The organism is Citrobacter sp. C5_2, assembly GCF_014596845.2.
Taxonomy (GTDB): Bacteria; Pseudomonadota; Gammaproteobacteria; order Enterobacterales; family Enterobacteriaceae; genus Citrobacter; species Citrobacter werkmanii.
In genome coordinates this window covers 2058476-2084690 of the sequence record NZ_CP115032.1, presented here as the reverse complement: position 1 = coordinate 2084690, position 26215 = coordinate 2058476, and the positions used below count along the sequence as shown (strand labels likewise).

The following is a 26215-nucleotide window of genomic DNA, read 5'->3' as shown; positions in this document are numbered from 1 at the left end:
CTCCTTATTCAGGCCACAGCCTGGCTGACTTTAGGCATTGCAAGGCTCAACGCCTGGCGTTCATCCGCCTGTTCATGAAGTAACTCCCCGGCAATCTCGCCTTCTCTCATCACCACGATACGATCGGCGACACCGAGAACTTCTGGCAGGTCACTGGATGCAAACAGCACGGCCACGCCGCGCGCCGCAAGGGCATAAATCACGTTATAAATTTCATGCTTGGCGCCCACATCAATGCCGCGGGTAGGTTCATCCAGCAAAATCACTTTCATCTCTTCCGATAACCACCTGCCAAGAATAGCCTTCTGTTGATTACCGCCAGAGAGGTTCATGATCAGTTGCTCCGCACCTGGTGTTTTGATGTTGAGCGAACGAATATGGTGATCGGCGTTAGTTTCTTCCCAGCCGTTATTGATCACGCATCCTCCCAATACATGTTTACGACGCGCGCTAATGTTGATGTTGTTACGCACCGAATGAACCGGAATAATCCCTTCAGCTTTGCGATCCTCCGGGCACAGCATCATTCCCGCTTCAATGGCGTGGCTCGGTTTGCGGATATCAATTGGCTGTTCATCAATAAACACCTGGCCTGCGGTGATACGCGTACCGCCAAACAATCCTTTCATTAATTCGCTACGTCCAGCGCCCACCAGCCCAAACAGTCCGACGATTTCACCGCTACGCACCGATAAACTGATCGGCGTGCGCACGCCTGGGGCTTTGACCTCATGCAAACGCAGGCGCTCTGCGCCATAAGGCCTGGATTTCCAGCCATAAATATCACCCAGGTCACGCCCTACCATCGCCTGCACCAGCGCGTCGTGATCGACCTGCTGCATGTCCGTAAACGTTTTAACGTAGTGCCCATCTTTAAATACGGTAATGGCATCGCTAAGGGCAAAAATCTCCTCCATACGGTGCGAGACATACAGAATGATGCGCCCTTCGTTGCGCAGCTCACGGATAACGCGAAACAAATTCTCAATCTCGCGTGCCGACAGGGAACTGGTCGGTTCATCAAAGGCGATAATTTTGGCGTTACGCGCCAACGCTTTTGCAATCTCTACCATCTGCCATTGACCAATGGAGAGGTATTTCAGTGGCGTGTCGGGATCGATATCCATGCCCAGATGCTTAAGCTGTAGCCCCGCTTCATAGTTCAGCAGCGACCGATTCACAATGCCGCCTTTATGCGGCAGTTGCCCTAAATAGATATTTTCGGCAACGGTCATTTCCGGGACGAGATGCAGTTCCTGGTAAATAATGGCGACACCAGCGTTCAACGCGGCTGTGGTATCCGCAAACGAAACTTCTTGTCCGCGAATCGCCAGGGAGCCCGTCGTTGGCGCATAGTTACCACTGAGAATTTTTAAGAGTGTTGATTTTCCGGCGCCATTTTCGCCCATCAGCGCATGCACCTGACCGGCATAGCAATCGAAACTGATATCCGTAAGCGCTTTAACGCCGGGGAACGTTTTGCCAATGCCGCGAAATGAGAGATACGGGGTAGACTGTTGCATAACGTCTCCGTGATTCAGATCTTTATACCGGATGGCGGCTTTGCCTTATCCGGCCTACTGAGTACGTAATTCGTAGGCCGGGTCAGACGCTTTGGCGACGCATCCGGCATTTATGTTACTTACCGCCTAAACCTTTCTTCGCCAGTTCTTCTTTGAAGTTATCGCGGGTAATCAGCACCACATCCGTCACTTCAGTAAACATCGGTGGCTCTGCACCTTTCGTTACCCAGTTGTAGAGCATTTGGCTTGATTTATAGCCGTGAACGTCCGGGCTTGGCAGTAATGAACCGTAGAACCCGGTCGCTTCGCCTTTAGAGAGTTCACTCACCGCGTCAACGCCGTTAATACCGATACCGATCACGTTCGGCGCTTTAAAGCCTTGCCCTTCGGTCGCACGTACGCCGCCCAGCACGGTGTTGTCGTTCATACCCACGATCAGCCAATGTTTGACTTCAGGATGCTGAACAAGCATGGAGTTGGCGGCGTCGAATGCGCCAGGGATATCATTCGATTTGGTTGGAACCTGGTATATCTGTTTTTCCGGGAAGCCCGCAGCTTTCAGCGCTTCCATTGAGCCTGAAGTGCGGCGGCGCGCGGTATCCAGTTCGTTCGCGGTAATGGCCATTACCGCGGTGGATTTCACATCCCACCCGCGCTTTTGCATCTCCTTGTACAGCTCCTGACCCTGGCGTTCACCAATTTTTGTTGCCGCCATCATGACCAGCGGCACGGTGTCCATCGGTTTCCCTTTCGCGTTGGCAAACTGGTCATCGACAGCAATGACTTTCATATCGTAACCGCGCGCCTTCGCCATAATGGCAGGCCCGAGTTTGGGATCCGGCGTACAAATCACAAACCCTTTCGCACCGCTTGCAGCCAGGCTGTCAATCGCGTTAAGGGTTTTCTCACCATCCGGGACGGCGATTTTTATCACCTCAAAACCAAGGTCTTTACCGGCTTTATCGGCAAATTTCCATTCAGTCTGGAACCACGGTTCTTCCGGTTGTTTGACCAGGAAACCGAGCTTCATGGACTCAGCGATAGCGGATTGTGACATAATGGCAGCCAGGCCGATGGCCGCCAGCGCTTTAGTGAATTTGTGCATGGTCAACTCCAGCTTTAACGTTCTTTTATGTAGGGTAAAATCAGACGATTTTTTGTAATTCGGACGTAAAACAAGGCATTACCTTTTATTGATAAGATCAATGCCAGTGCTGAGAGTATTTTTAGCGGGAAATTGATTCTCCATAAGAGAGCGGCATCACACCACAGAATTACAGTAATTGCGTACATAAATTCAGCGAGAAATGACATAAAAAAACGCGATTTTGACGACGAAGAAAAAGAGGAATAGCAGATTAGTCCATAACATCAGTCAGCAAATCCTTGTCCCCGAATGCTGAAGCATTCGGGAAAACAATGTTTACCATGGGTAGTAAATGTGGTCGGCGTGATCGCGAACCGGAATATCATCTCCCAACAGACGCGCCGAAAGCGTAAACGCAAAATCAAAAATATGCCCTAATCCTTTGCCGCTAATAAGATTGCCATCCTCAACAACGGGCGCATCGATATATTCGCCATCCGTGACGTTTTGCCATAAATCTCCCGAGCACACGTAGCGACGCCCCTTTAGCAGACCGTTGCCACCCAGTACGCGCGCGGCCGCAGAGCACACAGGACAAATAAGTTTTCCCGCCTCATCATGGCGGGTGACAAACTGGATGACTGCCTCGCTGGCGGCAAGATTAACGCTACCTTGCGGCCCCCCAGGCAACACGACGGCATCGTAGAGATGGGCCTGACGCGCGGCCAACGTACTGTCGGTCACCATCGGTACGTCATGATAGCTCACCACCGCACGCGACTCCGCGCAGGCCAGCGTTTCGACTTCGATATTCAGGCGACGCAGAATATCAATGGTAACAATCGCTTCCGCCTCTTCAAAACCAGGCGCCAGCAGCACCGCAACCTTTTTCATAGGTAACTCCTCGATTTCCCCACATTCACCAAACAATAAATGCCGAATCGTACAGGTCGTTAAATTTATTAATTTCAGCAAAAATGATCTGGCGCAAAATATTAACTACCAGATAGTTTTCATTTACCTTACCCAATCGTGAAATCGCCACCAGCCGGGACTTCATAATCAGCGAGGTCAAGACAATAACGTATTGTTAAATTTAATTTTGTGATATGAAACAACATTTCATTATCATAATATTACCATAAACACTTAAATATCAATAAATTACATTCACGCATCTTATATGACGAAATGCAGGTATTAAGAATATTGCTATGACAATATGTAAAAAAACATAAATATGCAGATTTAAGGATTTTCTTATGTCAGATCACGCGCTATGCTGAATCTCGATCGGAAGCGGATATAATCCGTGATCACTAAAGGACCGGCGGAACGGATTTATTCTGCTAACAGTTTTAATTGTACGTAGATGTGAAGTGCGGCGACAGCCCGTTGCACTGACGTTAGTAACGTACATTCTCCTTTCTGGAAATAAGGATATTGATATGGCTGCAGTTGGAATTGTTCATAAACTCAACACGCAAATGAATCTTGAGTTCTACGCATCGAATCTTTACCTGCACCTTAGCGAATGGTGCTACGAACATAGCCTGACAGGTACCGCAACGTTTCTACGCACGCAGGCGCAGGGTAACGTAACTCAAATGATGCGTATGTTTAATTTTATGAAAAGCGCCGGGGCTAACCCCATCGTCAAAGCCATCGATGTTCCGGGTGATGAACTGACTTCCCTTGAAGAACTGTTTCAGAAAACACTGGATGAGTACCAACAGCGTTCGAGTAAGCTTTCACGCTTAACCAATGAAGCTGAAGCATTGAACGATGAGCCAACCGTTGATTTTCTCCACGATCTGGAAAAAGAGCAGCAGCAGGATGGCGTACTGTTACAAACCATTCTTGATGAAGTCCGTAGCGCGAAACGCGCGGGACTGTGCATGGCGCAAACCGATAAACATCTGCTGAACGTCGTAAACTACCAACATCACTAATCTTCAATTTTCATAACGCTAGCCGGATAGTCATGCCACGCATCTTATCCGGCTAGCGCTCAATGATCTCTACGCTCGCGCCTCTCATTCTCAAAGGCGCAAAAAACCTTTCTAAAACCTGAAACAACGGTTTATTTTAGTGAGACTCATTCTGCGGCGTGAATTTCAACTCGATCAAGGCAACTGCTTTTTGTATTGCGCGCATAGTAACCGGATCGGCACCTGCAGGGTGACTTGAAAAGTCGATGCTTTTCAGTTGGCTGGACATTTTCTCCCGGACTTCTACCGGGGCGATAACATCAATGACATCCAGAATTTGTTTGATAACCAGCTGACAGGCAACAACGTCCGAGAGCAGTTCCTGATCGGCATTCAGTGTTTGGGACATAATGAGCTCCTTATAGAAAGGTCTTCATAGTACCCATTCAGCGATCGAAACGGTAGCGGCGTACGCATAACGGATACGCTGAAAATAAAAAACAGACCCGGTCAGTTTCTTTTGAGATGGCAAGCACAACATGAGTGAACATTTAGCGGTTGAGAATAAACGCGGTCTCTCCCCGGCGGCATTACTTGTAGCCGGCGCTTTCTTTATGGAGTTTATTGACGGTACGGTGATCGCTACCGCCCTGCCCGACATGGCCAAAAGCTTTGGCGTACAGGCGGTTGACCTGAATATTGGTATTAGCGCCTACCTGATCACCCTCGCCGTACTTATCCCCGCCAGCGGCTGGATTGCGGACCGCTTTGGCGCCAGAAAAGTGTTTACCCTCGCACTGGCGATATTTACCCTCGCCTCGGTCTTATGCGGCTTGTCCACCCGTCTTGAAAGCTTTGTCGCCATGCGAATCTTACAGGGCGTGGGCGGCGCATTAATGGTTCCTGTTGGCCGCCTTGCGGTACTACGCACCACGCCTAAACATCAGTTAATCACCGCCATTGCGACTCTGACCTGGCCCGCGTTAGTCGCGCCCATCATCGGTCCTCCGCTAGGCGGATTCATCACCAGCTATGCCAACTGGCGCTGGATCTTCTTCATTAACGTCCCATTGGGAATACTGGCGATAGCGCTGGCGCTACGTTTTATTCCGGATATTCATGACGACGAGCGCCGTCCGTTTGATATAGCGGGTTTTGTCGCAACCTCTGTTGCCATGGTAAGTCTGGTGTATGCCATGGAGTTGCTGGGAACCCAGCAGCCGCAGGGTTGGCTAACTGCCGGACTTCTCACGCTGGGAATAGCGACTTTCCTGTTTGCCCTACGCCATTTTCGCCGCGCCGCCTGGCCGATGATTCGTCTTGATGCCATGAGCGTCCCGACTTTTCGCGTCACGATGTATGGCGGATCGCTGTTTCGCACCTCTATCAGCGCCGTACCATTTCTGCTGCCGTTAATGTTCCAGGTAGGTTTTGGCATGAACGCTTTTCACGCAGGTTCGCTGGTGCTGGCGGTGTTTGTAGGCAATCTGACGATAAAACCTGCCACCACGCCGTTGATACGCTGGCTGGGCTTTAAGAAATTGCTGTTGATCAACGGGGCCCTTAACGTCCTGGCGCTGCTGGCCTGTGCATTGATAACGCCGCAAACGCCCGTATGGGTTATTTTGCTGGTGCTGTATCTGGGCGGTGTGTTCCGTTCAATCCAGTTTACCGGCGTCAGTACGCTTGCATTTGCGGACGTCCCCGCGTCGCAAATGAGCTACGCCAATACGCTGTTCAGTACGGCAACACAGTTAGCAGTGGGACTGGGAATTTCATTAGCCGCTATTGGGATCCGCATCGGCGCTGAAGTCAGTGAATGGCTGGCGCTGGGCAATATTCCGGGGATCAGCTTCCGCCTGGCCTTTGTGGCTATCGCCATAATTTGTCTGGTCGGTATGGTGGATACGCTGCGGCTTACCCGTGATGCCGGAAGTGCGGTGTCAGATAAGAACAGATAGCCCGGCGGGAGAACACCGCCGGGCCAGCAGGATTTAGCCAATAATCTCGCGCACAAACGCTTCGATCGACTTGTCCTGGCAGTTTTCAAAGAAGCACTGCTGGAAGCGTGGACCCGAGACGGCGGTTTTCACCAGCTCAGGATCGATAGCGCGCAGCGTATCCAGATAATTCTCTTTTACCACTGCCGCTTTCACCTGATTCAGAATACCGGCGTTACGCACCTGCGGCTCTTTACGTTCCGGTGGATAACCTTCCCCGGTACGTCCAGTAAACGCTTTTTCAAACATATAGCGCACATTGAGCTCGGCACCCCAGCCAAAGCCTTTGGCGAAGGCCAGAGAAAGCGCATTCCCATTGTTGATCTGAGAAAACAAGAATGCGTCCGCCGGATCGAGGCAGTAGCCGCATACGACTCCCGGATGGATATTCAGTGACATCATTGCGCCCTGACCCGTACCACAGCCGGTGACCACAAAATCCACGGCTCTGGAATTCAGCAGGATGCTGGCCATAATCCCTAAATGAATGTAGGTCAGATGATGGTCATTTTCATCGCTCATGCCGACGTTATAAACGGGAAAACCTTTCTCATCCGCAACGGCTTTAAGCTCGTTATGAATGATGGCGTTTTTGCTTGCCTGGCTGTTTTCCATCATCAATGCAATTTTCATTCTGTCATCTCCTGAATGCGTAGCGTGGACTGCTGAAAGTCATAACATTCAGGCCACATTACTATTTTGCAAACCCACTTTCAAATTTAATGAAATTTTGTTTTATAAAGTAATGAAGGGCTCACATTTTTCCCTCAGCAGCTCAGAATGGCCTCAAGAAAGTGACGTCGTTGCGATTAATCGCAGGTGATCTTCAGGCTATTCAAGCCATTGATACGTCGAAAGGCATGCCATGATAGCCTATCTCCGAACTTTCAGAGCGATCTCATGAAGACCTTTATCATTGCCCTTTTGCCGCTCGTGCTGACAGGATGCACTATTACTAAACAGGCGCAGGTGAGCGAAGCCAGCGCCATCACCGGCGTGGTTCGCCTGACTTACAACCAGGCCATGTTGCAAACGGCACGAACCGATGACTACGTAACCCAGGGAACCGCCACCAAAGAGTGCCAGCGTATGGGTTATGCCAGCGCCGTTGCGTTTGGGCAGCCAGTGTCAACCTGTAGCGTATATGCCGGTTCTTTGTGTTTGAACACCAAAATTACGCTCGCCTGGCAGTGTCACGGCGTCGCGGTATCTCCAGCGTCCTCATTCAATTACTAATATTTTCGACCAGCATTTTTTTGCTGGTCATTTGTTACTTCGGTATTTATATCCTCCGCTCAATAGCGTTAATGCGTTTTATTCCCATTCGTATTTTTAATAAATAAATTTATTATTTTACCTTTTGCAAATAATTAAATAACAAATTATAGTGGCGCCACGTAATATATAATAACGTTTGTGGAGCAGAACCATGCTGAAAACAGAAATGATCGACCAACTGAATGAGCAAATGAATCTTGAATTATATTCATCTCTGCTCTACCAACAGATGAGCGCGTGGTGCAGCTATCACAGCTTCGAAGGTGCTGCCGCGTTTCTGCGCCGTCACGCCCAGGAAGAGATGACGCATATGCAGCGTCTGTTCGACTACCTGACTGACACCGGTAGCTTACCGCGTATTAATACCGTCTCTTCCCCCTTCGCTGAATATGCTTCTCTGGACGAACTGTTCCGTGTCACTTACGAACACGAACAGCTGATCACCCGGAAAATTAATGAACTGGCTCACGCGGCAATGACCCACCAGGATTATCCGACGTTTAATTTCCTGCAGTGGTATGTTGCCGAGCAGCATGAAGAAGAGAAATTATTTAAATCTGTTATTGATAAGCTATCGCTGGCAGGAAAAAGCGGTGAAGGTCTTTATTTCATCGACAAAGAGCTGGCTACGCTCGATACGCAGAATTAATTCTGTTGGATAACGGTGGTGAGATGCCACCGTTATTCGATAATCTTAATGGCGGCAGATCTTGCTTTCGTGCGTAGAGAAGCCGTCTTCTTTTGCAATAAACTTCCCCTTCGCCGCTAAAAATGCCACCAGCTCAGCCGCCGTCATTCCTTGCGCAGAACAGGTGTGAAAACGTGCCCGCTCGCCAAAACGAGCCGTAATCGCCGCCTCAAGACTGGCATTTGAATACTGCTCGCCAGATTCAATCATCATGTTGAGCACTTCATGCCCGTGAATAGATTCCATACTACCTCCTCAATAAAGGGCATAGCCTAATGTGAACCGCAGGGCGCTGCTTTGCGCTAACACAGGTTTACCAGCAGATAAATGTCATTTCCCATACATCTTAAAATCACCCAACAGTCGTAAAGATTTATGTACATGCATTGTAACGGTGATTTGACGAAAATAATGTTTTGCCTTAACCTGCGCCGCAGATATAACCGTTGATTATCTCTGGGACAGAGGAAAGCGTGAAAAACAGAACCCTGGGTAGTATTTTTATCGTGGCGGGAACCACGATTGGTGCCGGTATGTTGGCAATGCCGCTGGCTGCGGCAGGCGTGGGGTTTAGCGTCACGCTGGTATTGTTAGTCAGTCTTTGGGCGTTGATGTGCTACACCGCGCTGTTGCTGCTTGAAGTGTATCAACACGTACCGGCTGACACCGGGCTGGGTACCCTGGCGAAACGTTATCTTGGCCGTTACGGACAATGGGTAACGGGTTTTAGCATGATGTTTTTAATGTACGCGCTGACGGCGGCGTATATCAGTGGCGCAGGTGAACTGCTGGCCTCCAGCATCAGCGACTGGACCGGGACAGCAATCTCGCCATCAACAGGTGTACTGCTGTTCACCTTTGTTGCCGGTGGTGTGGTTTGCGTTGGGACGTCGCTGGTCGATCTGTTCAACCGTCTGTTGTTCAGTGCCAAGATAATTTTCCTGGTAGCGATGCTGGCCCTGTTAATGCCGCATATCCATAAAGTGAATCTGCTTACGCTGCCGCTTCAGCAAGGGCTGGCATTGTCCGCAATCCCGGTTATCTTCACGTCGTTCGGTTTTCACGGCAGCGTTCCGAGTATCGTCAGCTATATGAACGGTAACATCCGTAAACTGCGCTGGGTATTTATTACCGGTAGCGCCATTCCTCTGATCGCCTATATTTTCTGGCAACTGGCAACGCTGGGCAGCATTAACTCGTCCACGTTCATGGGGCTGTTAGCCAACCACGCTGGCTTAAACGGATTGCTACAGGCATTACGTGAAGTCGTGGCATCGCCGCACGTTGAACTGGCGGTACATTTGTTTGCCGATCTCGCACTGGCGACCTCTTTCCTCGGTGTCGCGCTGGGGCTGTTTGACTATCTGGCAGACCTTTTCCAGCGCCGAAATACCGTAGCAGGAAGGATGCAAACCGGCGTGGTGACGTTCCTGCCGCCGCTGGCATTCGCGCTGTTCTATCCACGTGGTTTCGTGATGGTGCTGGGATATGCGGGTGTTGCCCTCGCGGTACTGGCGCTACTGATCCCCGCCATGCTGGCATGGCAAAGCAGAAAACATAACCCGCAGGCTAACTACCGCGTGGCGGGTGGCGCACCGGCGCTGGCGTTGGTGTTTATGTGCGGCATTGTGGTGATCGCGGTACAGTTTTCCATTGCAGCAGGGTTACTGCCTGAAGTGGGTTAAACAAAAGGGGCTTTACGCCCCTTTCTGTTAATGCAGACAGCACTGCTTGTATTTTTTCCCACTGCCGCACGGGCACGGGTCGTTACGTCCTACCTTGGCATCCACTTTTACCGGCACCTTCACCGGCGTTTCCTGCGGATGCGCCATCCACCAGGCATGCAGATCCAACGCCGCCAGACGGATAGCGTCCACGCTTTCTTCAAACTCTTCTGGCGTCAGTTTCTCAACCACCGCGAAGTTTTCTTCTGTACCATGCAGCGCAATAGCCTCGAGCGCCGGTTTCAACGTATCCGGTAATGTGGACCAGTCCGACAACGCGACGCCGCGCATATAACCAAAGCACCACTCTTCTACGATGGTCAGTTCATGCTCGTCAATTTCACGCAGACCAAACAGCGGCTCAAACTGCTCAGGGTATTCATCCAGACGATCGGCCGTATCCGCCATGTGCTGAAACGCCAGGTTCATGAAGCGCGTCATTTCTTTTTCGGAGGACCAGCGAGGGACATACTGCGCACCACCCCAAATTGCGACCAGCCACTGCTCCGGTTCAATTTCATACGGTGAACTCAGCACCGCCGTCAGCAAACCATCCAGTTCTGACACATCCAGAATAGCCTTGTCCGTATTGTACTTAGTCAGTACATCATCCAGCCATTCCAGTTCGCTCTCGTTTAATGGTCCCGTTTTCATAACGCTTTTCCTTAGTCAAAAATTCTCGCCTGTAATCATCCTACATGGCTGGAGGGATAACAGATACAAATGGGCGTGGGCGGCTTACAACTGCCGCCAGTTCAGGTTAACAGGAAACGAGGGGAATTCCGGTAGTTAACGCACAAAAGAGAACACCAGGCCGCCGGGCATCATACCGGGAAAACAGAACAAAACCACCCGTAGGTGGTTATTGTTGCTCAATACGGTTAAGCGTCGCGCTATACCCGGTTTTTGCTACCGCTTTAAGCAAAGTCTCGGTAGGAAAACCTTCAGGCACGATCGCTTCTGCCTGCCTTGTCTTGAGTGAGGATTTGGCCTTAATGACGCCATCGGTTTCGCGTAATGCCTGATTGACCGAAATTACGCATAACGAGCAGGTCATATTTTGTATATCCAGCACCACTTTTTGATTGGCCGCCTGAACCCACAACGGCAATAATAAGCCTGCAACTAACGTGAAAATCTTCATTCAAACACCTCATAAAACCAAGCAACCAGCGTTGGGTAAAATAACACCGGCAAAATCAACGCCAGCGCACACCAGTAGAGAACGCGCGCTTGTTTCAGGGTTAGCCAGCCAGAACACCACAACCGTTTGGAAAAATAGAGTCGCCAGAAAACACGCAGTAATAATCCCAATGACAGCAGCATCAAAGGAATTCGTAAAAACTCAAACCGGGTTAAAACAGCAAAGCTCGCCGCTGAAATACCAAATAACAGATATAACAGCGGCCCAACGCAGCATAAGCCGGCAGTGACGGCAGCCGCCGCGGCCGTCAGCAGGGTCAGTCCCGCGCCTTTAGCGTTGTTCTGTCGCGACATAGCGGTAGGAGAACACTTTAGGATCGTAGAAATTGATCGGGTCGCCATCGACTTCTGCGTAAGGATAACCAAAGTTGTTCATGGCGCCCTGCTCTGTCGCCGGATACAACTCGAAATCACGTCCGTAGTTGAATCCTACCCAGTTCATTTCCCAGTTACCAAACAGGTAAGCGTTGACGGCCTGGACATCGGCGTCCTGATGCGATTTTTTCTCAGTCAGACGCATTTTGGTCACGTCAGCGGGATCGCACGGTAACCAACCGTAACCTGCCAGATAGAATTCGGCGCGACAGTGCTGTCCACCGCTGACATCGGCAACGCCTGTGCTATCGGCCTTGCCAAAGGCGCTTTTCGAGTAGCGCTCGAGCTTATTGGCTTTGCCCAGACGGATGCCAAACAGTTCACGCGCCGGAATACCGCTGGCCCGTGCCAAAGCAACAAAAACGGAGCTCATATCGGTACATTTTCCCTTGAGCTTACCGCTTTTTAAGATCTCCGCCACATCACCGGTACCGCAGCCAATAACGTCATTATCTCGTTCCATATGGCTACTCACCCAGTCGTAAATGAGACGCGCTTTTTTCAGCGGATCTTGCTCATTACCGGTAATTTTGCGCGCGGTTTCCAGAACCAGCCCATCAACAGGCGTATGTGCCGTCGGTAACAAGTAGGGTTTTACATCCAGCGGATAAATAATCTGCTCCGGTACTTGCCAGGTTTTTAACGCATCCTGCTTCAACGGCTCCCAGTCGGCGGTTTCAATGTCGATATCAACGTTAATCAACAATTCGCTCTGGGAGTCTGGCCAGGTGGCGAACAGCGTCTTCGCGCCATAGGCATTGTTGGTGGTGACATATGCCTGATGATAGTTCCCGCTAAAGGCAAGGGCTGTCATTTGTTGAAACGCAGTGTCTACAGGTAGCGGGATCCAGAGTTTCACCACACCGCGCGATCCCTCAGCAGGGTTGAGTTTATACGTTTGTGATAAGACAAAGCGTCGACGCGCGACAGGCGCGACTGTTGGCTCCGCGGCATGTACCGTCTGGCTAAGAACCGTAGGCCCGACTAAACCGGCGGCGGAAAGGAGAACACTATTTTTGAGAAATTGTCGACGTTGCATTGCTGTCTGTCCATGTTGTAAGAGTTGAGCTACGGCCCGTTGGGAAACCGGCGATCATCACAGCAGACAGACGCTGACTTAAAAAGGCGAGTCGATGGAGATTATTCATCAATAACAGACCTGTTAACTGTGAATGAAATGAGAGACTACAAGGTCGCTATTAAGCCATTTACAGGCAAAAAAGTACAGTAGCAAGCGGATATCAATCTGCCAGATCAGCCTGTCGCATGAAGCAAACGCAGCAGAAACCCGGCCTATATTTAAAAGCATGCAATAGTAGAAATAACCCAATCCATAATCCCGTTTCATATTCTGGGAGGAAGTAAAAATGGCAATGAGAATACTGTCTATTGATGGCGGCGGGATCAGAGGCATCCTGCCGGGTATGCTACTTGTGGCACTGGAGAAGAAATTGCAGGATATATCAGAAAATCCTGCCGCCAGAATTGCGGATTACTTCGATCTGGTTGCCGGTACCAGTACCGGGGCCATTCTGTGTTCTGCTTATGTTTGCCCTGACACAAAAGGAAAACCAAAGTTCTCCGCTCAGGAAGCCGTCAATTTCTACCTTCAGGATGGGGATGAAATTTTTGATGTCGGTGTCTGGAAAACAATCAGTTCACTGGGTGGTGCTACCGATGAGAAATATTCTGCAAAGGAGCTGGAGCGAGTATTAAAAATGGCATTCGGTGAAACAAAACTCAGTGAATTATTAAGACCAACCTGCTTTGTTTCTTATGACGTGAGCAGTCGCCTTCCTGTCATTTTCAAACAACATTCAGCCCTCGCCAAAAATCGGGACTTCCTGGTCAGGGACGCTTTACGGGGTACCTCTGCGGCTCCCACCTATTTCGAAGCAGCGCGTATTTATTCATTGCCCCCTGTTCCCGAAAAATTTGTCCTGGTTGATGGCGGTGTGGTAGCAAACGACCCCGCGCTCTGTGCCTATTCCGAAGCGATTAAATTCAGTAATGTCGCTGGCATTAAGGATATGATTATTGTCTCACTGGGAACCGGCAAGAAATTGCAGGGGTATTCTTATTCCGAAGTTAAGGACTGGGGTCCCTTTGGCTGGGCAAAACCGGCTATTGATATCGCGCTTGAGGGGGGGCCGCAGATGACCGCGTATTATCTGCAACAAATTGCCTCAACGGTAAAAAATTCTAAATACTACAGAATACAGCCTGAACTATACGGCGCCGATCCAACGCTGGATAACGCATCGCGTGAAAACTTAGAACTTCTGCGCCAGGCAGGTCTACAAAATGCCTCCGTGTATGATAAGACATTGACTGAGATCGCTAAGTTATTAATCAATAGTGGAGGCAATTTTAAATATCAGGACGCTCATTAATCCCCAACGCTGACTGAACTCAAAATATATGCACCTTCGTTGCCAGTTTACGGGCTAACCCTCTTGCCCCCTCACGCATGACCGTATTGTGATTCCAGCGAAATACGGGTGCCGCCAGCGGGGCAAGATAATTCATCCAACAGATAGTGGTTCGGACATTCCAGTCATATTTGACAATAGTCTCTTTGCCACTCGCAGTAAAAGACCACACACCTCGCCCTTCTACCGCCCCGCTGGCTTGTCCTTCAAGCAGAGAGCAAGGGAGAATATTCAATACGTTGATATCAAAGGTTAAACGATAAGGAAGCGCCCCTTTCCAGGTATAACGATGTAGCGCGCCAATGCCCTGTAAATCCCCCTTCTTGATCTCCACAATTCTTTCCAGACTTCCCCACCATTCCGGCCACTGGTCCGGATGGGAAAAAATATCCCATACCTCCTAGATTGAAGCCTCAACCCGCCAGACCGTGGAAAACTGATACTCAGCCATAGTACGGGCTCCCTCAAGGCGTGAAGAAATTAGCGGGAAAACGGATGTTGATAACCATAGCTTCCAGAAGAACGGTTTCTAATCGCCGCCCATTTGGGGCATAGCCGATCACTTTGGCAGGGAATCCGTGATAATTATCCAGCCAGACGTCGTAGCGGTGAACGCCATCCACTGTCATTATTCCTGGCCTAACCACAGACACATGCGTCGTCTCCCGCCCCGCTAGACGCTCCTGAGCAACAACCGTCGTTGTTCCCTCGCGCTGCAGATGGCGAATATTGCCTAACAACACGCCGATATCAGAACGCTCCACCCGATGACCGCGCTCATCCTGGATCAATGAATTGGTCGGCGACAGGTGCAAAATGGGCAACGACCCCACACCAAATGGCCATAATGTCACTTTACCGGTGACGGGATTAAAGATGAGCACCGCGCCTGAATGCGGCAGGGTAAAATCCATTCGTACATAGCCGGGTTTCTGATAGCTGTAGCGAATGATTTTATTCTCATCCTGCGCAGATGAAGATCGCAGCATGACCTGATAAGAGGTCATGTTGTTAAATGACTGCAGCGAAAATGCAACAGGATCCGTGGTTCTGGCTCGCGGTGATAATCCCCCTCTTTCTTCCACCGACCATACTGAGCAACTAAAGACAAGCAATGCGGTGAACGCAACTAGCGGAAAAAATGAGACGCTCATGGCCGCCCCCTGTATCTGTACTATCTGCCAACAGGAGTCATCGCCTGTCGACTGTTATTATAGTTCTTAACCGCGCGGCGCTACTCTCCCTGCTTCTCAGACTCAGTAGGAACAGTTGGTTAAATTGTTGGTTTTCTTTTCAGTTGAGATGACAACATCAAGCTATACTTTAATAGCCACACTCTTAACAGGTATTAATCATGAAACTGCCATCGGTATTTTCATGCGCCGTTCTCATCTTACTGCTGCTGGCGTCATCATCTGCCTCAGCCAGCGCGTTACAAAACCAGGCCGCGAGTGAGCAAGCGTTAAGCGCGGCACTCCGTGCCGGTAATGGCATCATCATCATTGGCGGGACAAATGATTTCCCTTTCACGTTCAGGGCACCAAACCGAATCCACGGACATTTAGCGATTCAGGATAGCTTTGGCGATCCCACCATGATAAATGGTTTCCAGGACCTCAACGATAATCCTGCCCGAAATGGGTTTATCAACAACCCTGCCCGAGGACGATTTATGCTTAACGCACCGATTCGTCGATAGAGTGATTATCTATTGCAAATGTTTGAAGGGCATTTTACGTATCAGGCAGGATAAAACGACGGATTACAGGCACAAAAAAACCACCCGTAGGTGGTTTCACGACACTGCTTATTGCTTTGATTATTCTATTCTTTCCCATGGTACCCGGAGTGGGACTTGAACCCACACAGCGCGAACGCCGAGGGATTTTAAATCCCTTGTGTCTACCGATTCCACCATCCGGGCTCGGGAAGAAATTGGAGGCGCGTTCCGGAGTCGAACCGGACTAGACGGATTTGCAATCCGCTACATAACCGCTTTGCTAACGCGCCGAAATCTTCTGGCTTTTCAGCCGACATCCGCGATTGCCGATGCCTTTAATTTGGAGCGGGAAACGAGACTCGAACTCGCGACCCCGACCTTGGCAAGGTCGTGCTCTACCAACTGAGCTATTCCCGCATCACCAAGTAACTTTGTTAATCACTTGATTTTGTTATCGTCTGGCAATCAGTGCTGCCGTTCGATGCGTTGCATTCTACTTACCTGACGCAATGAGTCAACGATATTTTTCACCACTGACGATCGTTTGCTGAAATTTGCGCCGAAACGATCACTGTTCAAGCAAATCTCCCCATGCAGCGCTCAAATACTGGAACATTGACCACAAAGTCAGTACCGCAGCGACGAAGAAAAGTGCGATCCCGGCATACTCTACCCAAATATTTGGACGCCACAGCAGCCACGCCAATGCGGCCATCTGCGAAGTGGTTTTCACTTTACCGATCCAGGACACTGCCACACTGCTGCGTTTACCCAGTTCTGCCATCCATTCACGTAGCGCAGAGATGATAATTTCACGCGCGATCATCGTGGCGGCAGGAAGCGTCACCCACCAGCTGTGATAGTGCTCCGTCACCAGCACCATCGCGATAGCAACCAGCACTTTATCGGCAACGGGGTCGAGGAAGGCGCCAAAACGCGTGCTTTGGTTCCAGCGACGCGCCAGATAGCCATCAAACCAGTCGGTGACCGCCGCAATACAGAAGATCAGCGCACAAACAAAGGGAGCCCAGGTGAATGGCAGATAAAACGCCAATACAAAGAATGGGATCAGGATGACGCGAAACAGCGTGAGCAACGTAGGGATATTAAATTGCATATGACGGATAACTATCTGTTGTCAGTGAAATTACCCCTATGTTGCTACAGAGGGCCTAATGTTTCAACGAGTAGAAGATCTTTTCTGCCAGAGCTTGCGAAATACCCGGCACTTTTGCAATTTCTTCAATACTTGCGTTACGAAGACCTTGCAAACCGCCCATATATTTCAACAACATCTGCCGACGCTTAGGCCCAACGCCTTCAATGGTCTCAAGCGTGCTGGTACTTTTCACCTTCGCACGTTTTTTCCTGTGTCCGCTGATCGCATGATCGTGAGATTCATCGCGGATATGCTGTATCACATGCAACGCGGGCGAATCCGGCGGCAGGCTAAAGCCCTCGCCTTCCGGCTCAAAGAATAGCGTTTCCAGACCCGCTTTACGATCGGCCCCTTTCGCCACCCCCAGCAAAAGTGGGTGCTGTTTATCCCAGGGAACATCCAGCTCAGCAAAAACGGCTTTCGCCTGTCCCAACTGACCTTTACCGCCATCGATCAATATGACGTCCGGAACCTTACTTTCTTCTATCGCCTTACCGTAACGCCGACGCAGAACCTGATTCATCGCCGCATAATCGTCGCCCGGCGTAATGCCGGTGATGTTGTAACGACGATACTCTGCGCGCAGTGGGCCATTGGCATCAAAAACCACGCAGGAGGCGACCGTCTGCTCGCCCATCGTATGGCTGATGTCAAAACATTCCATGCGTTTTACAGCGGGTAACTTCAATACCGATGCCAGCGCCGTCAGTCGCTGAGTAATGGTCGACTGCTGAGAAAGCCTGGTGGTTAACGCTACTGCCGCGTTGGTACGCGCCAGCTTCAGATAACGCGCACGATCTCCGCGCGGTTTCGTCTGAACATTAATCTTCCGCCCGGCCAGTTCAGACAATGAATCCGCCAGCAGAGTTTTATCGCTAAGATTAAAATCGAGCAGGATCTCGCCGGGTAAGGTACGCATCTGACTTCCCTGCAAATAAAACTGCCCGACAAAGGTTTCCACCACCTCGCCGAGTTCTGTTCCATTCGGTACTTTCGGGAAATAGCTGCGACTGCCCAACACTTTACCCTGACGAATGAACAGTACGTGCACACAAGCCATGCCAGCGTCAAACGCCACCCCGATAACGTCCAGATCATCCCCGGAATTCGAGACAAACTGTTTTTCGGTGACGCGACGTACAGCCTGAATTTGGTCACGAATACGCGCGGCCTCTTCAAATTCGAGATTTTGGCTGGCCTTTTCCATCCGGGCGATCAGTTGGGTTAATACCTGATCGTCTTTCCCGGACAGGAATAAACGGACGTACTCGACCTGCTGTGCATACTCTTCCTCACTCACCAGGCCCGCCACACAGGGACCGAGGCAACGGCCAATCTGATATTGCAGGCAAGGTCGCGAGCGATTGCGATACACGCTGTTTTCGCACTGGCGGATGGGAAAAATTTTCTGCAGCAGCGCCAGCGTTTCTCGTACGGCATAGCCGTTGGGGAACGGTCCAAAGTACTCGCCTTTGGCATGCTTGGCCCCGCGATGCATCGCCAGGCGTGGATGAGTATCGCCGCTGAGGAAAATAAAAGGATACGATTTATCATCGCGCAGCAATACGTTATAGCGCGGCTGATACAGCTTGATGTAGTTGTGTTCAAGCAATAACGCTTCGGTTTCGGTGTGTGTCACCGTGACATCAATCTGCTGGATTTGCGCGACCAACGCTTCGGTCTTACGCGACGCGAGATTACTACGGAAGTAACTGGAAAGCCTTTTTTTCAGGTCTTTCGCTTTCCCGACATAGATAACCGTCCCGGCGGTATCATACATACGATAAACGCCGGGCTGACTGGTTACGCTCTTCAGGAACGCTTTGGCATCAAACTGATCGGTCACTGGCTTGTTAATGTCTCCGCATTACACAGGCCATGGCGAATTGCCAGGTGAGTCAACTCGACATCGCCGTGAATGTTTAATTTACTGAACATTCGATAGCGATAGCTGTTCACCGTTTTAGGACTAAGATTCAGTTGTTCTGAAATCTCATTGACCTTCTGACCTTTGGTGATCATCAGCATAATCTGCAACTCGCGTTCAGACAAACTGGCAAACGGGGTTTCCGTTTTCTCAGGTTCAATCTGGCTGAGCGCCATCTGCTGAGCGATATCGGAGGCAATATAACGTTGCCCGGAATAAACCGAACGAATGGCACTCACAACTTCCTGGGGGGCGGCTCCTTTGCTGAGATACCCCGCGGCACCTGCCTGCATGACCTTTGCAGGTAACGGGTTCTCGGTATGTACCGTCAGCATAATCACTTTAATGTCTGCCGTTGAACGCGCAATTTTGCGGGTTGCTTCGAGACCGCCAATACCGGGCATATTCATATCCATCAGCACAACGTCCACGGTATTTGAGCGGCACCATTTCACCGCATCTTCACCGCAGCACGCTTCGCCGACAACTTTTATGCCTTTTATATCTTCCAGAATGCGTCGTATCCCTGCGCGCACCAGTTCGTGGTCATCAACAAGAAAAACGTTGATCAAAGGAATATCTCCAGAATAGGGATAACGCTACCGATAGTTAATCGGTCCTATGTTAACGGGTTTTATCTCAACTTTGAAATGTAAAAAACGTCCGACTTTCGATTTTGCTCTCGTTTTTGGAAATTAGATTGTACGGCGGGTGGAAAATTTCAGGCCTCATAGCCTGCTGCCACGGTTATATCTGCATAGCTGTTTCAGAATAGTGACAAAAAATTCATATTCCTGCGCTGAATGCAAAACAGGCAGCCAAAGTTGTAACAATAATTAACGAGTAAAATACTCGAAATAAACAACAAGTGGAGAAAATATATGCACTGCAACATGTTGTTTATTTTAATGTCCATCCCTTTAGCTTGCACAAAAAACAACCACTGATATTTTTAGCCTCGCTTATGGTATACTCCGCCGCCTTAAGATCTGACATCGCACTTTTTCATTGAAACATAACGAGGAAAATAAATGAGTACGCCTGACTTTTCCACTGCTGAGAATAACCAGGAACTGGCCAATGAAGTCACCTGTCTGAAAGCCCTGTTAACACTGATGCTGCAGGCAATGGGTCAAGCCGATGCTGGACGCGTGATTCTTAAAATGGAAAAACAGATCGCGCTGATTGAAGATCAATCACAGGCTGCGGTATTTTCCAGCACTGTTAAGCAAATTAAACAGGCCTACCGCCAGTAACAAGAAACCGGCTGACAGCATTGCTATCAGCCGGTTTTGCGTCTGACACTCAGAACGATAATTTATTCAGATAAGCCCGGTCGCAGCGGCGTAACACGCTATCTGCGTTTTGTTTGGCGCATTGAATTTCTTTTGCATATTCTTCTGGTGAAAGTTAACGGTATTTTCAGAAATCGACAGTATTATCGCTATCTCCGAAGACGTTTTCCCCTCTGCGGTCCACTTCAATATTTCTTTTTCCCGCTTGCTAAAACGCATCTCTGGCACCATGACCATGTCATCTTCCAGTCGCGTCAGCACCGACAGGCTTTCCCGCACCAGAAGCTGCATTCTGAGCTCCACTTCATCATTCGCAAAACGACTATTTTGGACACTCGCTCGCGATACCGATAAAAATCCCAACGCCCGATTCGGCAACATTAAACATTGCGTCATCCCTTTGCGTAAACCGTGATTGCGTGCGGCGTCCCACAGGGGTTGCGCATCACGAAACAAGCTATCGTCCCAGGGTAAATGCCCCTGGCTGAAGTTTTCAGGCTTCAGCACCGGATCAATGGCGAAATAATTCTCGGACTGATAATGCGCCACCCATGCTTTGGGATAGGTCGTATGAAGTGACGTTTTAGGACGGGTAAAGGGTACGGGATGACGAACACAGAGTGCGTAGAAATCGAACTCTAAATGCTGCGTCTGTTGTTGTAACTCATTATAGACATCCTCTGCCGTCGCCATTTCCTGAAAGCGTAACAGCATGCTCCGTCGCCAGGTAAAGAAATCATGATCCTGCATACTAAGTGGTAATGCCCCTGCGATTGATAATCATCCAAACATATGAAACAAGCTAACACATAAATGTATTTTATATATGCAAATTATCGGACAAATGAAAAATTACTTGAGCGTGACTCAATCGCCAGAGTAAGCAACAGAATCAAGCATTAATAATAAAGCAATATTTATAAATAGTTATGCGCACAGCACTCACCATAAAACAATGCCGGTGAGTGCTGCTTGTACTATTTATTGCATGAGGAATTTTTCGAGAAACTGACGGGTTCGCGGCTGTTGCGGATGCGTAAATAAAGATTTAGCGGGTCCCTGCTCCACTATCCGTCCTTGATCCATAAATATCGCCCGGTCAGCCACATCACGCGCAAAGCTCATTTCATGCGTCACAATCACCATGGTGCGTTTTTCCTGCGCCAACTGGCGAATGGTATTAAGCACCTCGCCAACCAGTTCAGGGTCAAGCGCTGAGGTGGGTTCATCGAATAAAATAACCTCTGGTCGCATCGCCAGCGCCCGGGCAATCGCCACGCGCTGCTGCTGCCCACCGGACAGGCGGCGCGGATAGCTAGTTTCTTTTCCCGCCAGCCCGACTTTTGCCAGCAGTTCGCGCGCACGGGCTGTCGCTTCGGCTTTAGGTTCGCCTTTGACAATCACCGGACCTTCAATAATGTTTTCCAGCACCGTACGATGGGGAAACAAATTAAAGTTCTGGAACACAAAGCCTACGTGCTGGCGCAACTGGCGAATCAGTCCTTTCTGCTGAGTTAACGACCGCGCGGTATCAATGGTTATCTCACCCACTTTAATGGTGCCCGCCTCCGGTTGCTCCAGCAAATTAATGCTCCTCAGCAGCGTGGTTTTGCCCGAACCGCTCGGTCCGATAATTGCCACAACTTCACCGGGTTTGACGTCGAGATCGATCCCATGCAGCACCGTTTGCCCATGGAATTTTTTGACCAGGTTTCTGACTTCAATAGCACTCATTTCGGCTCTTTCTCCTGGCGGTTCAGTTGTTCTTCAAAATAGTTCTGCAGCGCAGAAAGCACTGTCGCCATTACCCAATAAATCAAGGAGGCCGCCAGATACATAGTGAATACTTCCAGCGTACGCGAGGTAATCAGCTGCGCCTGACGGAACAGTTCAGGAACCTGAATAGTCGCGGCCAGCGAAGTGTCCTTCACCAGGCTGATAAAGCTGTTGCTCAGCGGCGGCAGCGCAACGCGTGCCGCCTGCGGCAGGATCGCCCGGCGCATGGTCTGCCAGCGCGTCATGCCAATACTGGCCCCCGCTTCCCACTGACCTTTGTCGATGGAGGAGATCGCCGCCCGCAGCGTTTCCGCCGCGTAGGCCGCCGTATTCAGCGACAAACCAATCATCGCCGCCGGGATGGGATCCAGCTCAATACCAAACTGCGGCAGACCGTAATAGATCATAAAAAGTTGGGCGATCAACGGCGTTCCGCGAAAGACAGAGATATAAAAGCGCGCCAGCCAACGTACAGGTAATAGCGGCGACAGGCGCATTAGCGCCAGGATAAACCCCAGCACGAGGCCAAAGAACATCCCGCCGATACTCAGTTGCAGCGTAAAAACCGCGCCTTTAAGCAGATACGGTAGGGAATCGATCACCAGTTGGATACTTTCTTGCATTACGTTTTTCTACCTGATTGTTACACGTGAGGATGGTAGGCAAACAATGCAGGCGCCCCACCGGTATGGATAAAGAGAATTGGCCCTTCATCTTTAAAGCGCTTCTGGCTGATGCCGTCAATCAGACCCGCCATCGCCTTGCCGGTATAGACCGGATCCAACAAGATGCCTTCCAGCCGCGCCAGCAGTTTTACCGCTTCCATGCCCTCTTCGTTTGGCGTACCGTAGCCTGGCGCATAATAATCATCCCATAACAGGATATCCGCTGAGGCCGTCAGTTCCAGTTCACGGGCAATGTCCTGTTGTAGCGTAACAACTTTGGGCTTTTGATCGGCCACGCTGCGCGAGACGGTCACGCCAATCAGCTCGACGTGCGGCATCAGCTGTTCAAGACCAACAGCCAGTCCGGCATGCGTTCCCGCGCTGCCCGACGCCACGACTACGGAAGACAGCTCTACGGCCCCTTCACACTGTTGCGCAATTTCCAGCGCGCTTTCCACATAGCCCAGCGCGCCCAGAGCATTGGAACCCCCAACCGGGATCACATACGGACGGAATCCCTGCGCTTCAATCCGCGTCGCCAGTTCCTGAAGTTGCGCATTCGGATCGGTCAGCGCATCGCACATTTCAATCTGGGTATTAAACAGATCAAGCAGCAGACGGTTGCCGTTGCTGAGATAGTTTTCCGCCGTGGTGGCAATCGGGTTTTCCAGCAGCGCCACGCAGTGCAGGCCAAGTTTAGCCGCTACCGCCGCCGTCTGGCGCACATGGTTAGACTGGATAGCGCCCGCGGTTATCAACGTATCGGCCCCTTCACGCAGCGCATCCGCCGCCAGAAACTCCAGCTTACGCAGTTTATTGCCGCCCATGGCCATCGGCGTAACGTCATCGCGTTTGATGAAAATATCGCGCCCAAGATAGTCGGAGAAGCGTGGAAGATATTCGAGCGGTGTTGGCGCGCCAATAAATTCCAGACGTGGAAAGCGCGTTAAGTTATGCAGCGGCATACAGCCTCCGGTATTTGTTGTTGTGATGTTCTTTTTATTATGCACGTTCAGGCGCAATGAAATAAAAAAAGGCGCTGTTAAAGGCGCCTTTTTTCATCGGATGACGATTATTTCGTCACATCCGCTCCAAACCATTTTTCAGACAGCGCTTTCAGCGTACCGTCTTTTTGCATTTCAGCAATGGCGGCATCAACCGCTTTCAGCAGATCTTCATTGCCCTTGCGCAGCGCCACACCAGATTCCTGGCGGGAGAAAGCCTCACCGGTGACCGCCAGCGTATCTTTGGTTTTCTTCACTAGATCCAGCGCTGCCAGACGGTCAACCAGAATCGCGTCGATACGGCCTACACGCAGATCCTGATATTTGGTCGGGTCATCATCATAGGTACGAATATCCACGCCCTGCACGTTCTGGCGCAGCCACTCTTCATAGTTGGTGCCCAGACCCACGCCGACTTTTTTACCTTTCAGATCGGCGGCGGTCTTGATAACGCCTTCATTGCCTTTCTTCACCAGCGCCTGGATACCAGAGACCGTATACGGGGTAGAGAAATCGTATTTTTTCTTCCGTTCGTCAGAGATGGTCACCTGGTTGATAACCACGTCAATGCGTTTGGAATCAAGCGAGGCCAGCATGCCGTCCCACTTGGTCGGCTTCAACGTGGCTTTCACCCCAAGGTGCTTTGCCAGTGCTTCGGCGAACTCCACTTCGAAACCCGTCAGCTTGCCGTCATCACCCTGAAAACTAAACGGGGGATAGGTCCCTTCCAGGCCCACCAGCAGCGTACCGCGCTCTTTAACTTTATTTAACAGACCTTCATCTGCATAAGTCTTTACGCTCATTCCGGCGACAAGTGCAACAGCCATTACACCCATCAGAGCCTGACGTCCCAGAAGTGCTAATTTCATAGTTACCCCGAATATTGTCATTAGTGACTGCTATTTATACACAAAATCATTCGAGTTGCATCAAGGCGGCAAGCGAGTAAGTCCCCAGGAGCTTACTAAAGTAAGTGACTGGGGCGAGGGAGTGCAGCCAACGCAGAGACAGCTTGAAGGATGACGTGTATATGAGCGTAGTGTAGAGCGTTTGTCGTGATTCACAAACACCACTCCGTTACACCTTATTCGTTTTTAATATATATCAGAACTGGCTGTCTAGGAGGATTTCTGCATATGTCCCATATGCGTATGGGCTTTAAACTGCTCATACTTACGCAATGCGATGCGATAATTGTTGGTACTGGTTTCCGGCAGCCACGGGGCAAGGTTTTCGTCGAGGAACCCTTCCTGCAGCAATTCGTGAGAGATATTTTGTTCGGTCAGATGATTGCCAAGGCGGCGCAGGCGGACAACGTATTCACGTACCGTGCCGTGGCTCATTTCGGTCTGCTCAAATAAAAATTGTTTAAATCCGATGATGTCAAAAAAGTCGCTCTGCTCTTTGCAATGCAAATCACCGCAAAAACGACACAGCGCCACCCACTCTTTTTTCTCCTGTTCCCACTCAGCTTCATCCAGCAACGTGTCCAGGCGGGCGATGGCGATTTTATTAACAATTTGTCCACGGCGAACCAGCGTGATCCTGTCGAGCAACTTCAGGCAATGGGCGCAATGCGTCTGGCTGTGTTTGAAATCTTTGAGGTAGCGGCTTAGAGGCCGTCTTTTTGATTGCTGCACCGTCATGAGAACTCCTGGTAGTCAATTCGTAATGCGGCATTGTTCAGGGGTAATGATTACCCCTATAGCTTACCCAGCTTGGTGCGTAGACGTTTGATGGCCTGGCTGTGCAACTGGCTGACCCGCGACTCCCCGACTTCCAGTACCGCGCCGATCTCTTTCAGATTCAGCTCTTCCTGGTAGTACAGCGTTAACACCAGCTTTTCGCGCTCCGGCAACGCCTCGATCGCCTCCATCACGCGCTGGCGGAGGTTACCCTCAAGTAGCTGTTGTAACGGGTTTTCCTGCTGATGTTCTTCCGTCACCAGCTCAATACTATCGCCATGCTCTTCCCGCCACTCGTCGTAGGAGAAGAGTTGGCTGTTATTGGTATCAAGCAACATCTGACGATACTCTTGCACAGGAATAGCCAGACGCTCCGCCACTTCGGTTTCCGTCGCGTTACGCCCTAACTCCTGCTCCAGTTGTCCCATCGCCTGTGCCACTTCGCGAGCATTGCGCCGAACGCTACGCGGCACCCAATCCCGGCTACGTAGTTCGTCCAGCATCGCTCCACGAATACGCTGCACTGCGTAAGTGGTAAATGCCGTTCCTTGCAAAGCGTCATATCGGTCAACTGCATTCAATAACCCGATGCCGCCCGCTTGTAGCAGGTCATCCAGTTCTACGCTCGCCGGCAAACGCACCTGAAGGCGCAATGCTTCGTGACGCACCAACGGTACATAACGCTGCCACAGCGAGTGTTTATCCATTACACCTTCAGCGGTATACAGTGAATTCACGATAAA

Annotated in this window: 29 protein-coding genes, 3 tRNA genes and 1 pseudogene; 8 read left to right on the top strand and 25 right to left on the bottom strand. The window is 50.4% G+C overall.

All coding sequences use genetic code 11. The features are described from left to right. Positions 1 to 8 precede the first annotated feature (8 nt). From araG to ICA20_RS10095, 3 genes are all read right to left on the bottom strand, one after another. Positions 9 to 1523: an arabinose ABC transporter ATP-binding protein AraG gene (gene araG / locus ICA20_RS10105; RefSeq protein ID WP_038641495.1), complete on the bottom strand. Its 1515-nt coding sequence runs from the start codon at positions 1521 to 1523 to the stop codon at positions 9 to 11. A gap of 115 nt (positions 1524 to 1638) precedes the next feature. Next, positions 1639 to 2628, bottom strand: a complete 990-nt coding sequence (locus tag ICA20_RS10100) for an arabinose ABC transporter substrate-binding protein (RefSeq protein WP_038641497.1) — start codon at positions 2626 to 2628, stop codon at positions 1639 to 1641. A gap of 318 nt (positions 2629 to 2946) precedes the next feature. Continuing rightward, the gene (locus tag ICA20_RS10095; RefSeq protein WP_038641499.1) at positions 2947 to 3504 is read right to left on the bottom strand and encodes a DJ-1/PfpI family protein; all 558 of its coding nucleotides are present in this window, start codon (positions 3502 to 3504) and stop codon (positions 2947 to 2949) included. Positions 3505 to 4058: 554 nt separating this feature from the next. Here ICA20_RS10095 and ICA20_RS10090 point away from each other — a divergent pair. After that, the gene (locus ICA20_RS10090) at positions 4059 to 4562 is read left to right on the top strand and encodes a non-heme ferritin-like protein (RefSeq protein WP_038641501.1); all 504 of its coding nucleotides are present in this window, start codon (positions 4059 to 4061) and stop codon (positions 4560 to 4562) included. Positions 4563 to 4698: 136 nt separating this feature from the next. Here the strand turns inward: ICA20_RS10090 and ICA20_RS10085 are convergent, their stop codons facing one another. After that, positions 4699 to 4950, bottom strand: coding sequence for a DUF2766 family protein (locus ICA20_RS10085; protein WP_005127709.1), 252 nt, complete (start codon positions 4948 to 4950; stop codon positions 4699 to 4701). A 130-nt stretch (positions 4951 to 5080) separates the two neighbouring features. Between ICA20_RS10085 and ICA20_RS10080 the strand changes: the two genes are divergently transcribed. Next, complete coding sequence (locus tag ICA20_RS10080) at positions 5081 to 6502, top strand: MFS transporter (RefSeq protein WP_038641504.1); 1422 nt, start codon at positions 5081 to 5083, stop codon at positions 6500 to 6502. Between the two features lie 33 nt (positions 6503 to 6535). On the opposite strand, the gene ICA20_RS10075 is transcribed toward ICA20_RS10080, so the two are convergent. Next, a complete protein-coding gene (locus ICA20_RS10075) occupies positions 6536 to 7174 on the bottom strand; it encodes an RpiB/LacA/LacB family sugar-phosphate isomerase (protein WP_038641506.1) in 639 nt (212 codons plus the stop codon). Between the two features lie 267 nt (positions 7175 to 7441). Here ICA20_RS10075 and ICA20_RS10070 point away from each other — a divergent pair, with 267 nt between their 5' ends. Together ICA20_RS10070 and ftnA are read left to right on the top strand one after the other, a co-directional pair. Beyond that, the gene (locus ICA20_RS10070; RefSeq protein WP_038641508.1) at positions 7442 to 7777 is read left to right on the top strand and encodes a YecR-like lipofamily protein; all 336 of its coding nucleotides are present in this window, start codon (positions 7442 to 7444) and stop codon (positions 7775 to 7777) included. Positions 7778 to 7970: 193 nt separating this feature from the next. Beyond that, positions 7971 to 8468, top strand: coding sequence for a non-heme ferritin (gene ftnA / locus ICA20_RS10065; protein ID WP_038641510.1), 498 nt, complete (start codon positions 7971 to 7973; stop codon positions 8466 to 8468). 45 nt (positions 8469 to 8513) lie between these two features. Here the strand turns inward: ftnA and ICA20_RS10060 are convergent, their stop codons facing one another. After that, positions 8514 to 8753: a YecH family metal-binding protein gene (locus ICA20_RS10060; RefSeq protein WP_038641513.1), complete on the bottom strand. Its 240-nt coding sequence runs from the start codon at positions 8751 to 8753 to the stop codon at positions 8514 to 8516. A 227-nt stretch (positions 8754 to 8980) separates the two neighbouring features. Between ICA20_RS10060 and tyrP the strand changes: the two genes are divergently transcribed. Beyond that, complete coding sequence (gene tyrP / locus ICA20_RS10055; protein ID WP_038641514.1) at positions 8981 to 10192, top strand: tyrosine transporter TyrP; 1212 nt, start codon at positions 8981 to 8983, stop codon at positions 10190 to 10192. Positions 10193 to 10219: 27 nt separating this feature from the next. Here tyrP and ICA20_RS10050 read toward each other — a convergent pair whose 3' ends face one another. From ICA20_RS10050 to ICA20_RS10035, 4 genes are all read right to left on the bottom strand, one after another. Further along, the gene (locus ICA20_RS10050; protein ID WP_038641516.1) at positions 10220 to 10885 is read right to left on the bottom strand and encodes a YecA family protein; all 666 of its coding nucleotides are present in this window, start codon (positions 10883 to 10885) and stop codon (positions 10220 to 10222) included. A gap of 208 nt (positions 10886 to 11093) precedes the next feature. Continuing rightward, the gene (locus ICA20_RS10045) at positions 11094 to 11375 is read right to left on the bottom strand and encodes a heavy metal-associated domain-containing protein (RefSeq protein WP_038641518.1); all 282 of its coding nucleotides are present in this window, start codon (positions 11373 to 11375) and stop codon (positions 11094 to 11096) included. Next, positions 11372 to 11728: a mercuric transporter MerT family protein gene (locus ICA20_RS10040; RefSeq protein WP_038641520.1), complete on the bottom strand. Its 357-nt coding sequence runs from the start codon at positions 11726 to 11728 to the stop codon at positions 11372 to 11374. The genes ICA20_RS10045 and ICA20_RS10040 overlap by 4 nt, the downstream gene beginning before the upstream one ends. Next, the gene (locus tag ICA20_RS10035; protein WP_038641522.1) at positions 11706 to 12848 is read right to left on the bottom strand and encodes a transglutaminase domain-containing protein; all 1143 of its coding nucleotides are present in this window, start codon (positions 12846 to 12848) and stop codon (positions 11706 to 11708) included. Before ICA20_RS10035 ends, ICA20_RS10040 begins: the two co-directional genes overlap by 23 nt. 328 nt (positions 12849 to 13176) lie before the next feature. Between ICA20_RS10035 and ICA20_RS10030 the strand changes: the two genes are divergently transcribed. Beyond that, on the top strand, positions 13177 to 14202 hold the full coding sequence (locus tag ICA20_RS10030; protein ID WP_038641524.1) for a patatin-like phospholipase family protein: 1026 nt from the start codon (positions 13177 to 13179) through the stop codon (positions 14200 to 14202). 19 nt (positions 14203 to 14221) lie between these two features. On the opposite strand, the pseudogene ICA20_RS10025 reads toward ICA20_RS10030, so the two are convergent. Together ICA20_RS10025 and ICA20_RS10020 are read right to left on the bottom strand one after the other, a co-directional pair. Beyond that, positions 14222 to 14692: pseudogene (locus ICA20_RS10025) on the bottom strand (SRPBCC family protein). A 13-nt stretch (positions 14693 to 14705) separates the two neighbouring features. Then, positions 14706 to 15395: a hypothetical protein gene (locus tag ICA20_RS10020; RefSeq protein ID WP_038641527.1), complete on the bottom strand. Its 690-nt coding sequence runs from the start codon at positions 15393 to 15395 to the stop codon at positions 14706 to 14708. A gap of 200 nt (positions 15396 to 15595) precedes the next feature. Here ICA20_RS10020 and ICA20_RS10015 point away from each other — a divergent pair, with 200 nt between their 5' ends. Then, positions 15596 to 15940 (top strand): hypothetical protein, encoded by a 345-nt coding sequence (locus ICA20_RS10015; protein WP_038641529.1) that lies wholly within the window; start codon positions 15596 to 15598, stop codon positions 15938 to 15940. A gap of 138 nt (positions 15941 to 16078) precedes the next feature. Here ICA20_RS10015 and ICA20_RS10010 read toward each other — a convergent pair. The 6 genes from ICA20_RS10010 to uvrY all read right to left on the bottom strand — a co-directional run bounded on the left by ICA20_RS10010 (position 16079) and on the right by uvrY (position 19619). Further along, positions 16079 to 16165: transfer RNA gene (locus ICA20_RS10010), tRNA-Leu, on the bottom strand. Between the two features lie 12 nt (positions 16166 to 16177). Then, positions 16178 to 16251, bottom strand: a tRNA-Cys gene (locus ICA20_RS10005). Positions 16252 to 16302: 51 nt separating this feature from the next. Continuing rightward, a tRNA-Gly gene (locus ICA20_RS10000) sits at positions 16303 to 16378 on the bottom strand. A gap of 151 nt (positions 16379 to 16529) precedes the next feature. Beyond that, positions 16530 to 17078, bottom strand: a complete 549-nt coding sequence (pgsA, locus tag ICA20_RS09995; protein ID WP_038641531.1) for a CDP-diacylglycerol--glycerol-3-phosphate 3-phosphatidyltransferase — start codon at positions 17076 to 17078, stop codon at positions 16530 to 16532. Positions 17079 to 17133: 55 nt separating this feature from the next. Then, positions 17134 to 18966: an excinuclease ABC subunit UvrC gene (gene uvrC, locus ICA20_RS09990; protein WP_038641533.1), complete on the bottom strand. Its 1833-nt coding sequence runs from the start codon at positions 18964 to 18966 to the stop codon at positions 17134 to 17136. After that, entirely contained in the window at positions 18963 to 19619 is a 657-nt protein-coding gene (gene uvrY / locus ICA20_RS09985) for a UvrY/SirA/GacA family response regulator transcription factor (RefSeq protein WP_038641535.1), read from the bottom strand. Before uvrY ends, uvrC begins: the two co-directional genes overlap by 4 nt. 459 nt (positions 19620 to 20078) lie before the next feature. Here uvrY and ICA20_RS09980 point away from each other — a divergent pair, with 459 nt between their 5' ends. After that, positions 20079 to 20303 (top strand): DUF2594 family protein, encoded by a 225-nt coding sequence (locus tag ICA20_RS09980; RefSeq protein ID WP_006684077.1) that lies wholly within the window; start codon positions 20079 to 20081, stop codon positions 20301 to 20303. A 66-nt stretch (positions 20304 to 20369) separates the two neighbouring features. Here the strand turns inward: ICA20_RS09980 and sdiA are convergent, their stop codons facing one another. From sdiA to fliA, 7 genes are all read right to left on the bottom strand, one after another. After that, positions 20370 to 21092, bottom strand: coding sequence for a transcriptional regulator SdiA (gene sdiA / locus ICA20_RS09975; RefSeq protein ID WP_038641538.1), 723 nt, complete (start codon positions 21090 to 21092; stop codon positions 20370 to 20372). A gap of 231 nt (positions 21093 to 21323) precedes the next feature. Then, positions 21324 to 22076, bottom strand: a complete 753-nt coding sequence (gene tcyN / locus ICA20_RS09970; protein WP_003030477.1) for an L-cystine ABC transporter ATP-binding protein TcyN — start codon at positions 22074 to 22076, stop codon at positions 21324 to 21326. Beyond that, positions 22073 to 22741: a cystine ABC transporter permease gene (tcyL, locus tag ICA20_RS09965; RefSeq protein WP_006684074.1), complete on the bottom strand. Its 669-nt coding sequence runs from the start codon at positions 22739 to 22741 to the stop codon at positions 22073 to 22075. Before tcyL ends, tcyN begins: the two co-directional genes overlap by 4 nt. 20 nt (positions 22742 to 22761) lie before the next feature. Beyond that, on the bottom strand, positions 22762 to 23748 hold the full coding sequence (dcyD, locus tag ICA20_RS09960) for a D-cysteine desulfhydrase (protein ID WP_038641541.1): 987 nt from the start codon (positions 23746 to 23748) through the stop codon (positions 22762 to 22764). Positions 23749 to 23855: 107 nt separating this feature from the next. Next, the gene (gene tcyJ, locus ICA20_RS09955; RefSeq protein ID WP_032939603.1) at positions 23856 to 24656 is read right to left on the bottom strand and encodes a cystine ABC transporter substrate-binding protein; all 801 of its coding nucleotides are present in this window, start codon (positions 24654 to 24656) and stop codon (positions 23856 to 23858) included. A 249-nt stretch (positions 24657 to 24905) separates the two neighbouring features. After that, positions 24906 to 25433, bottom strand: coding sequence for a flagella biosynthesis regulatory protein FliZ (gene fliZ, locus ICA20_RS09950; protein WP_038641543.1), 528 nt, complete (start codon positions 25431 to 25433; stop codon positions 24906 to 24908). 56 nt (positions 25434 to 25489) lie between these two features. Continuing rightward, entirely contained in the window at positions 25490 to 26209 is a 720-nt protein-coding gene (gene fliA / locus ICA20_RS09945) for an RNA polymerase sigma factor FliA (protein WP_038641545.1), read from the bottom strand. Positions 26210 to 26215 lie beyond the last annotated feature (6 nt).

Excerpts from the sequence above, each read along its gene's own strand:
- ICA20_RS10015 (WP_038641529.1), top strand. The coding sequence starts at position 15,596 with ATGAAACTGCCATCGGTATTTTCATGCGCCGTTCTCATCTTACTGCTG.
- fliZ (WP_038641543.1), bottom strand. The coding sequence starts at position 25,433 with ATGACGGTGCAGCAATCAAAAAGACGGCCTCTAAGCCGCTACCTCAAA.
- sdiA (WP_038641538.1), bottom strand. The coding sequence starts at position 21,092 with ATGCAGGATCATGATTTCTTTACCTGGCGACGGAGCATGCTGTTACGC.
- ICA20_RS10020 (WP_038641527.1), bottom strand. The coding sequence starts at position 15,395 with ATGAGCGTCTCATTTTTTCCGCTAGTTGCGTTCACCGCATTGCTTGTC.
- ICA20_RS10080 (WP_038641504.1), top strand. The coding sequence starts at position 5,081 with ATGAGTGAACATTTAGCGGTTGAGAATAAACGCGGTCTCTCCCCGGCG.
- tcyJ (WP_032939603.1), bottom strand. The coding sequence starts at position 24,656 with ATGAAATTAGCACTTCTGGGACGTCAGGCTCTGATGGGTGTAATGGCT.
- dcyD (WP_038641541.1), bottom strand. The coding sequence starts at position 23,748 with ATGCCGCTGCATAACTTAACGCGCTTTCCACGTCTGGAATTTATTGGC.
- ICA20_RS10045 (WP_038641518.1), bottom strand. The coding sequence starts at position 11,375 with ATGAAGATTTTCACGTTAGTTGCAGGCTTATTATTGCCGTTGTGGGTT.
- ICA20_RS09980 (WP_006684077.1), top strand. The coding sequence starts at position 20,079 with ATGAGTACGCCTGACTTTTCCACTGCTGAGAATAACCAGGAACTGGCC.
- tcyL (WP_006684074.1), bottom strand. The coding sequence starts at position 22,741 with ATGCAAGAAAGTATCCAACTGGTGATCGATTCCCTACCGTATCTGCTT.
- araG (WP_038641495.1), bottom strand. The coding sequence starts at position 1,523 with ATGCAACAGTCTACCCCGTATCTCTCATTTCGCGGCATTGGCAAAACG.
- ICA20_RS10040 (WP_038641520.1), bottom strand. The coding sequence starts at position 11,728 with ATGTCGCGACAGAACAACGCTAAAGGCGCGGGACTGACCCTGCTGACG.
- ICA20_RS10085 (WP_005127709.1), bottom strand. The coding sequence starts at position 4,950 with ATGTCCCAAACACTGAATGCCGATCAGGAACTGCTCTCGGACGTTGTT.
- ICA20_RS10100 (WP_038641497.1), bottom strand. The coding sequence starts at position 2,628 with ATGCACAAATTCACTAAAGCGCTGGCGGCCATCGGCCTGGCTGCCATT.
- tcyN (WP_003030477.1), bottom strand. The coding sequence starts at position 22,076 with ATGAGTGCTATTGAAGTCAGAAACCTGGTCAAAAAATTCCATGGGCAA.
- pgsA (WP_038641531.1), bottom strand. The coding sequence starts at position 17,078 with ATGCAATTTAATATCCCTACGTTGCTCACGCTGTTTCGCGTCATCCTG.
- ICA20_RS10035 (WP_038641522.1), bottom strand. The coding sequence starts at position 12,848 with ATGCAACGTCGACAATTTCTCAAAAATAGTGTTCTCCTTTCCGCCGCC.
- ICA20_RS10090 (WP_038641501.1), top strand. The coding sequence starts at position 4,059 with ATGGCTGCAGTTGGAATTGTTCATAAACTCAACACGCAAATGAATCTT.
- ICA20_RS10095 (WP_038641499.1), bottom strand. The coding sequence starts at position 3,504 with ATGAAAAAGGTTGCGGTGCTGCTGGCGCCTGGTTTTGAAGAGGCGGAA.
- ICA20_RS10075 (WP_038641506.1), bottom strand. The coding sequence starts at position 7,174 with ATGAAAATTGCATTGATGATGGAAAACAGCCAGGCAAGCAAAAACGCC.
- ICA20_RS10050 (WP_038641516.1), bottom strand. The coding sequence starts at position 10,885 with ATGAAAACGGGACCATTAAACGAGAGCGAACTGGAATGGCTGGATGAT.
- ICA20_RS10060 (WP_038641513.1), bottom strand. The coding sequence starts at position 8,753 with ATGGAATCTATTCACGGGCATGAAGTGCTCAACATGATGATTGAATCT.
- ICA20_RS10030 (WP_038641524.1), top strand. The coding sequence starts at position 13,177 with ATGGCAATGAGAATACTGTCTATTGATGGCGGCGGGATCAGAGGCATC.
- ftnA (WP_038641510.1), top strand. The coding sequence starts at position 7,971 with ATGCTGAAAACAGAAATGATCGACCAACTGAATGAGCAAATGAATCTT.
- ICA20_RS10070 (WP_038641508.1), top strand. The coding sequence starts at position 7,442 with ATGAAGACCTTTATCATTGCCCTTTTGCCGCTCGTGCTGACAGGATGC.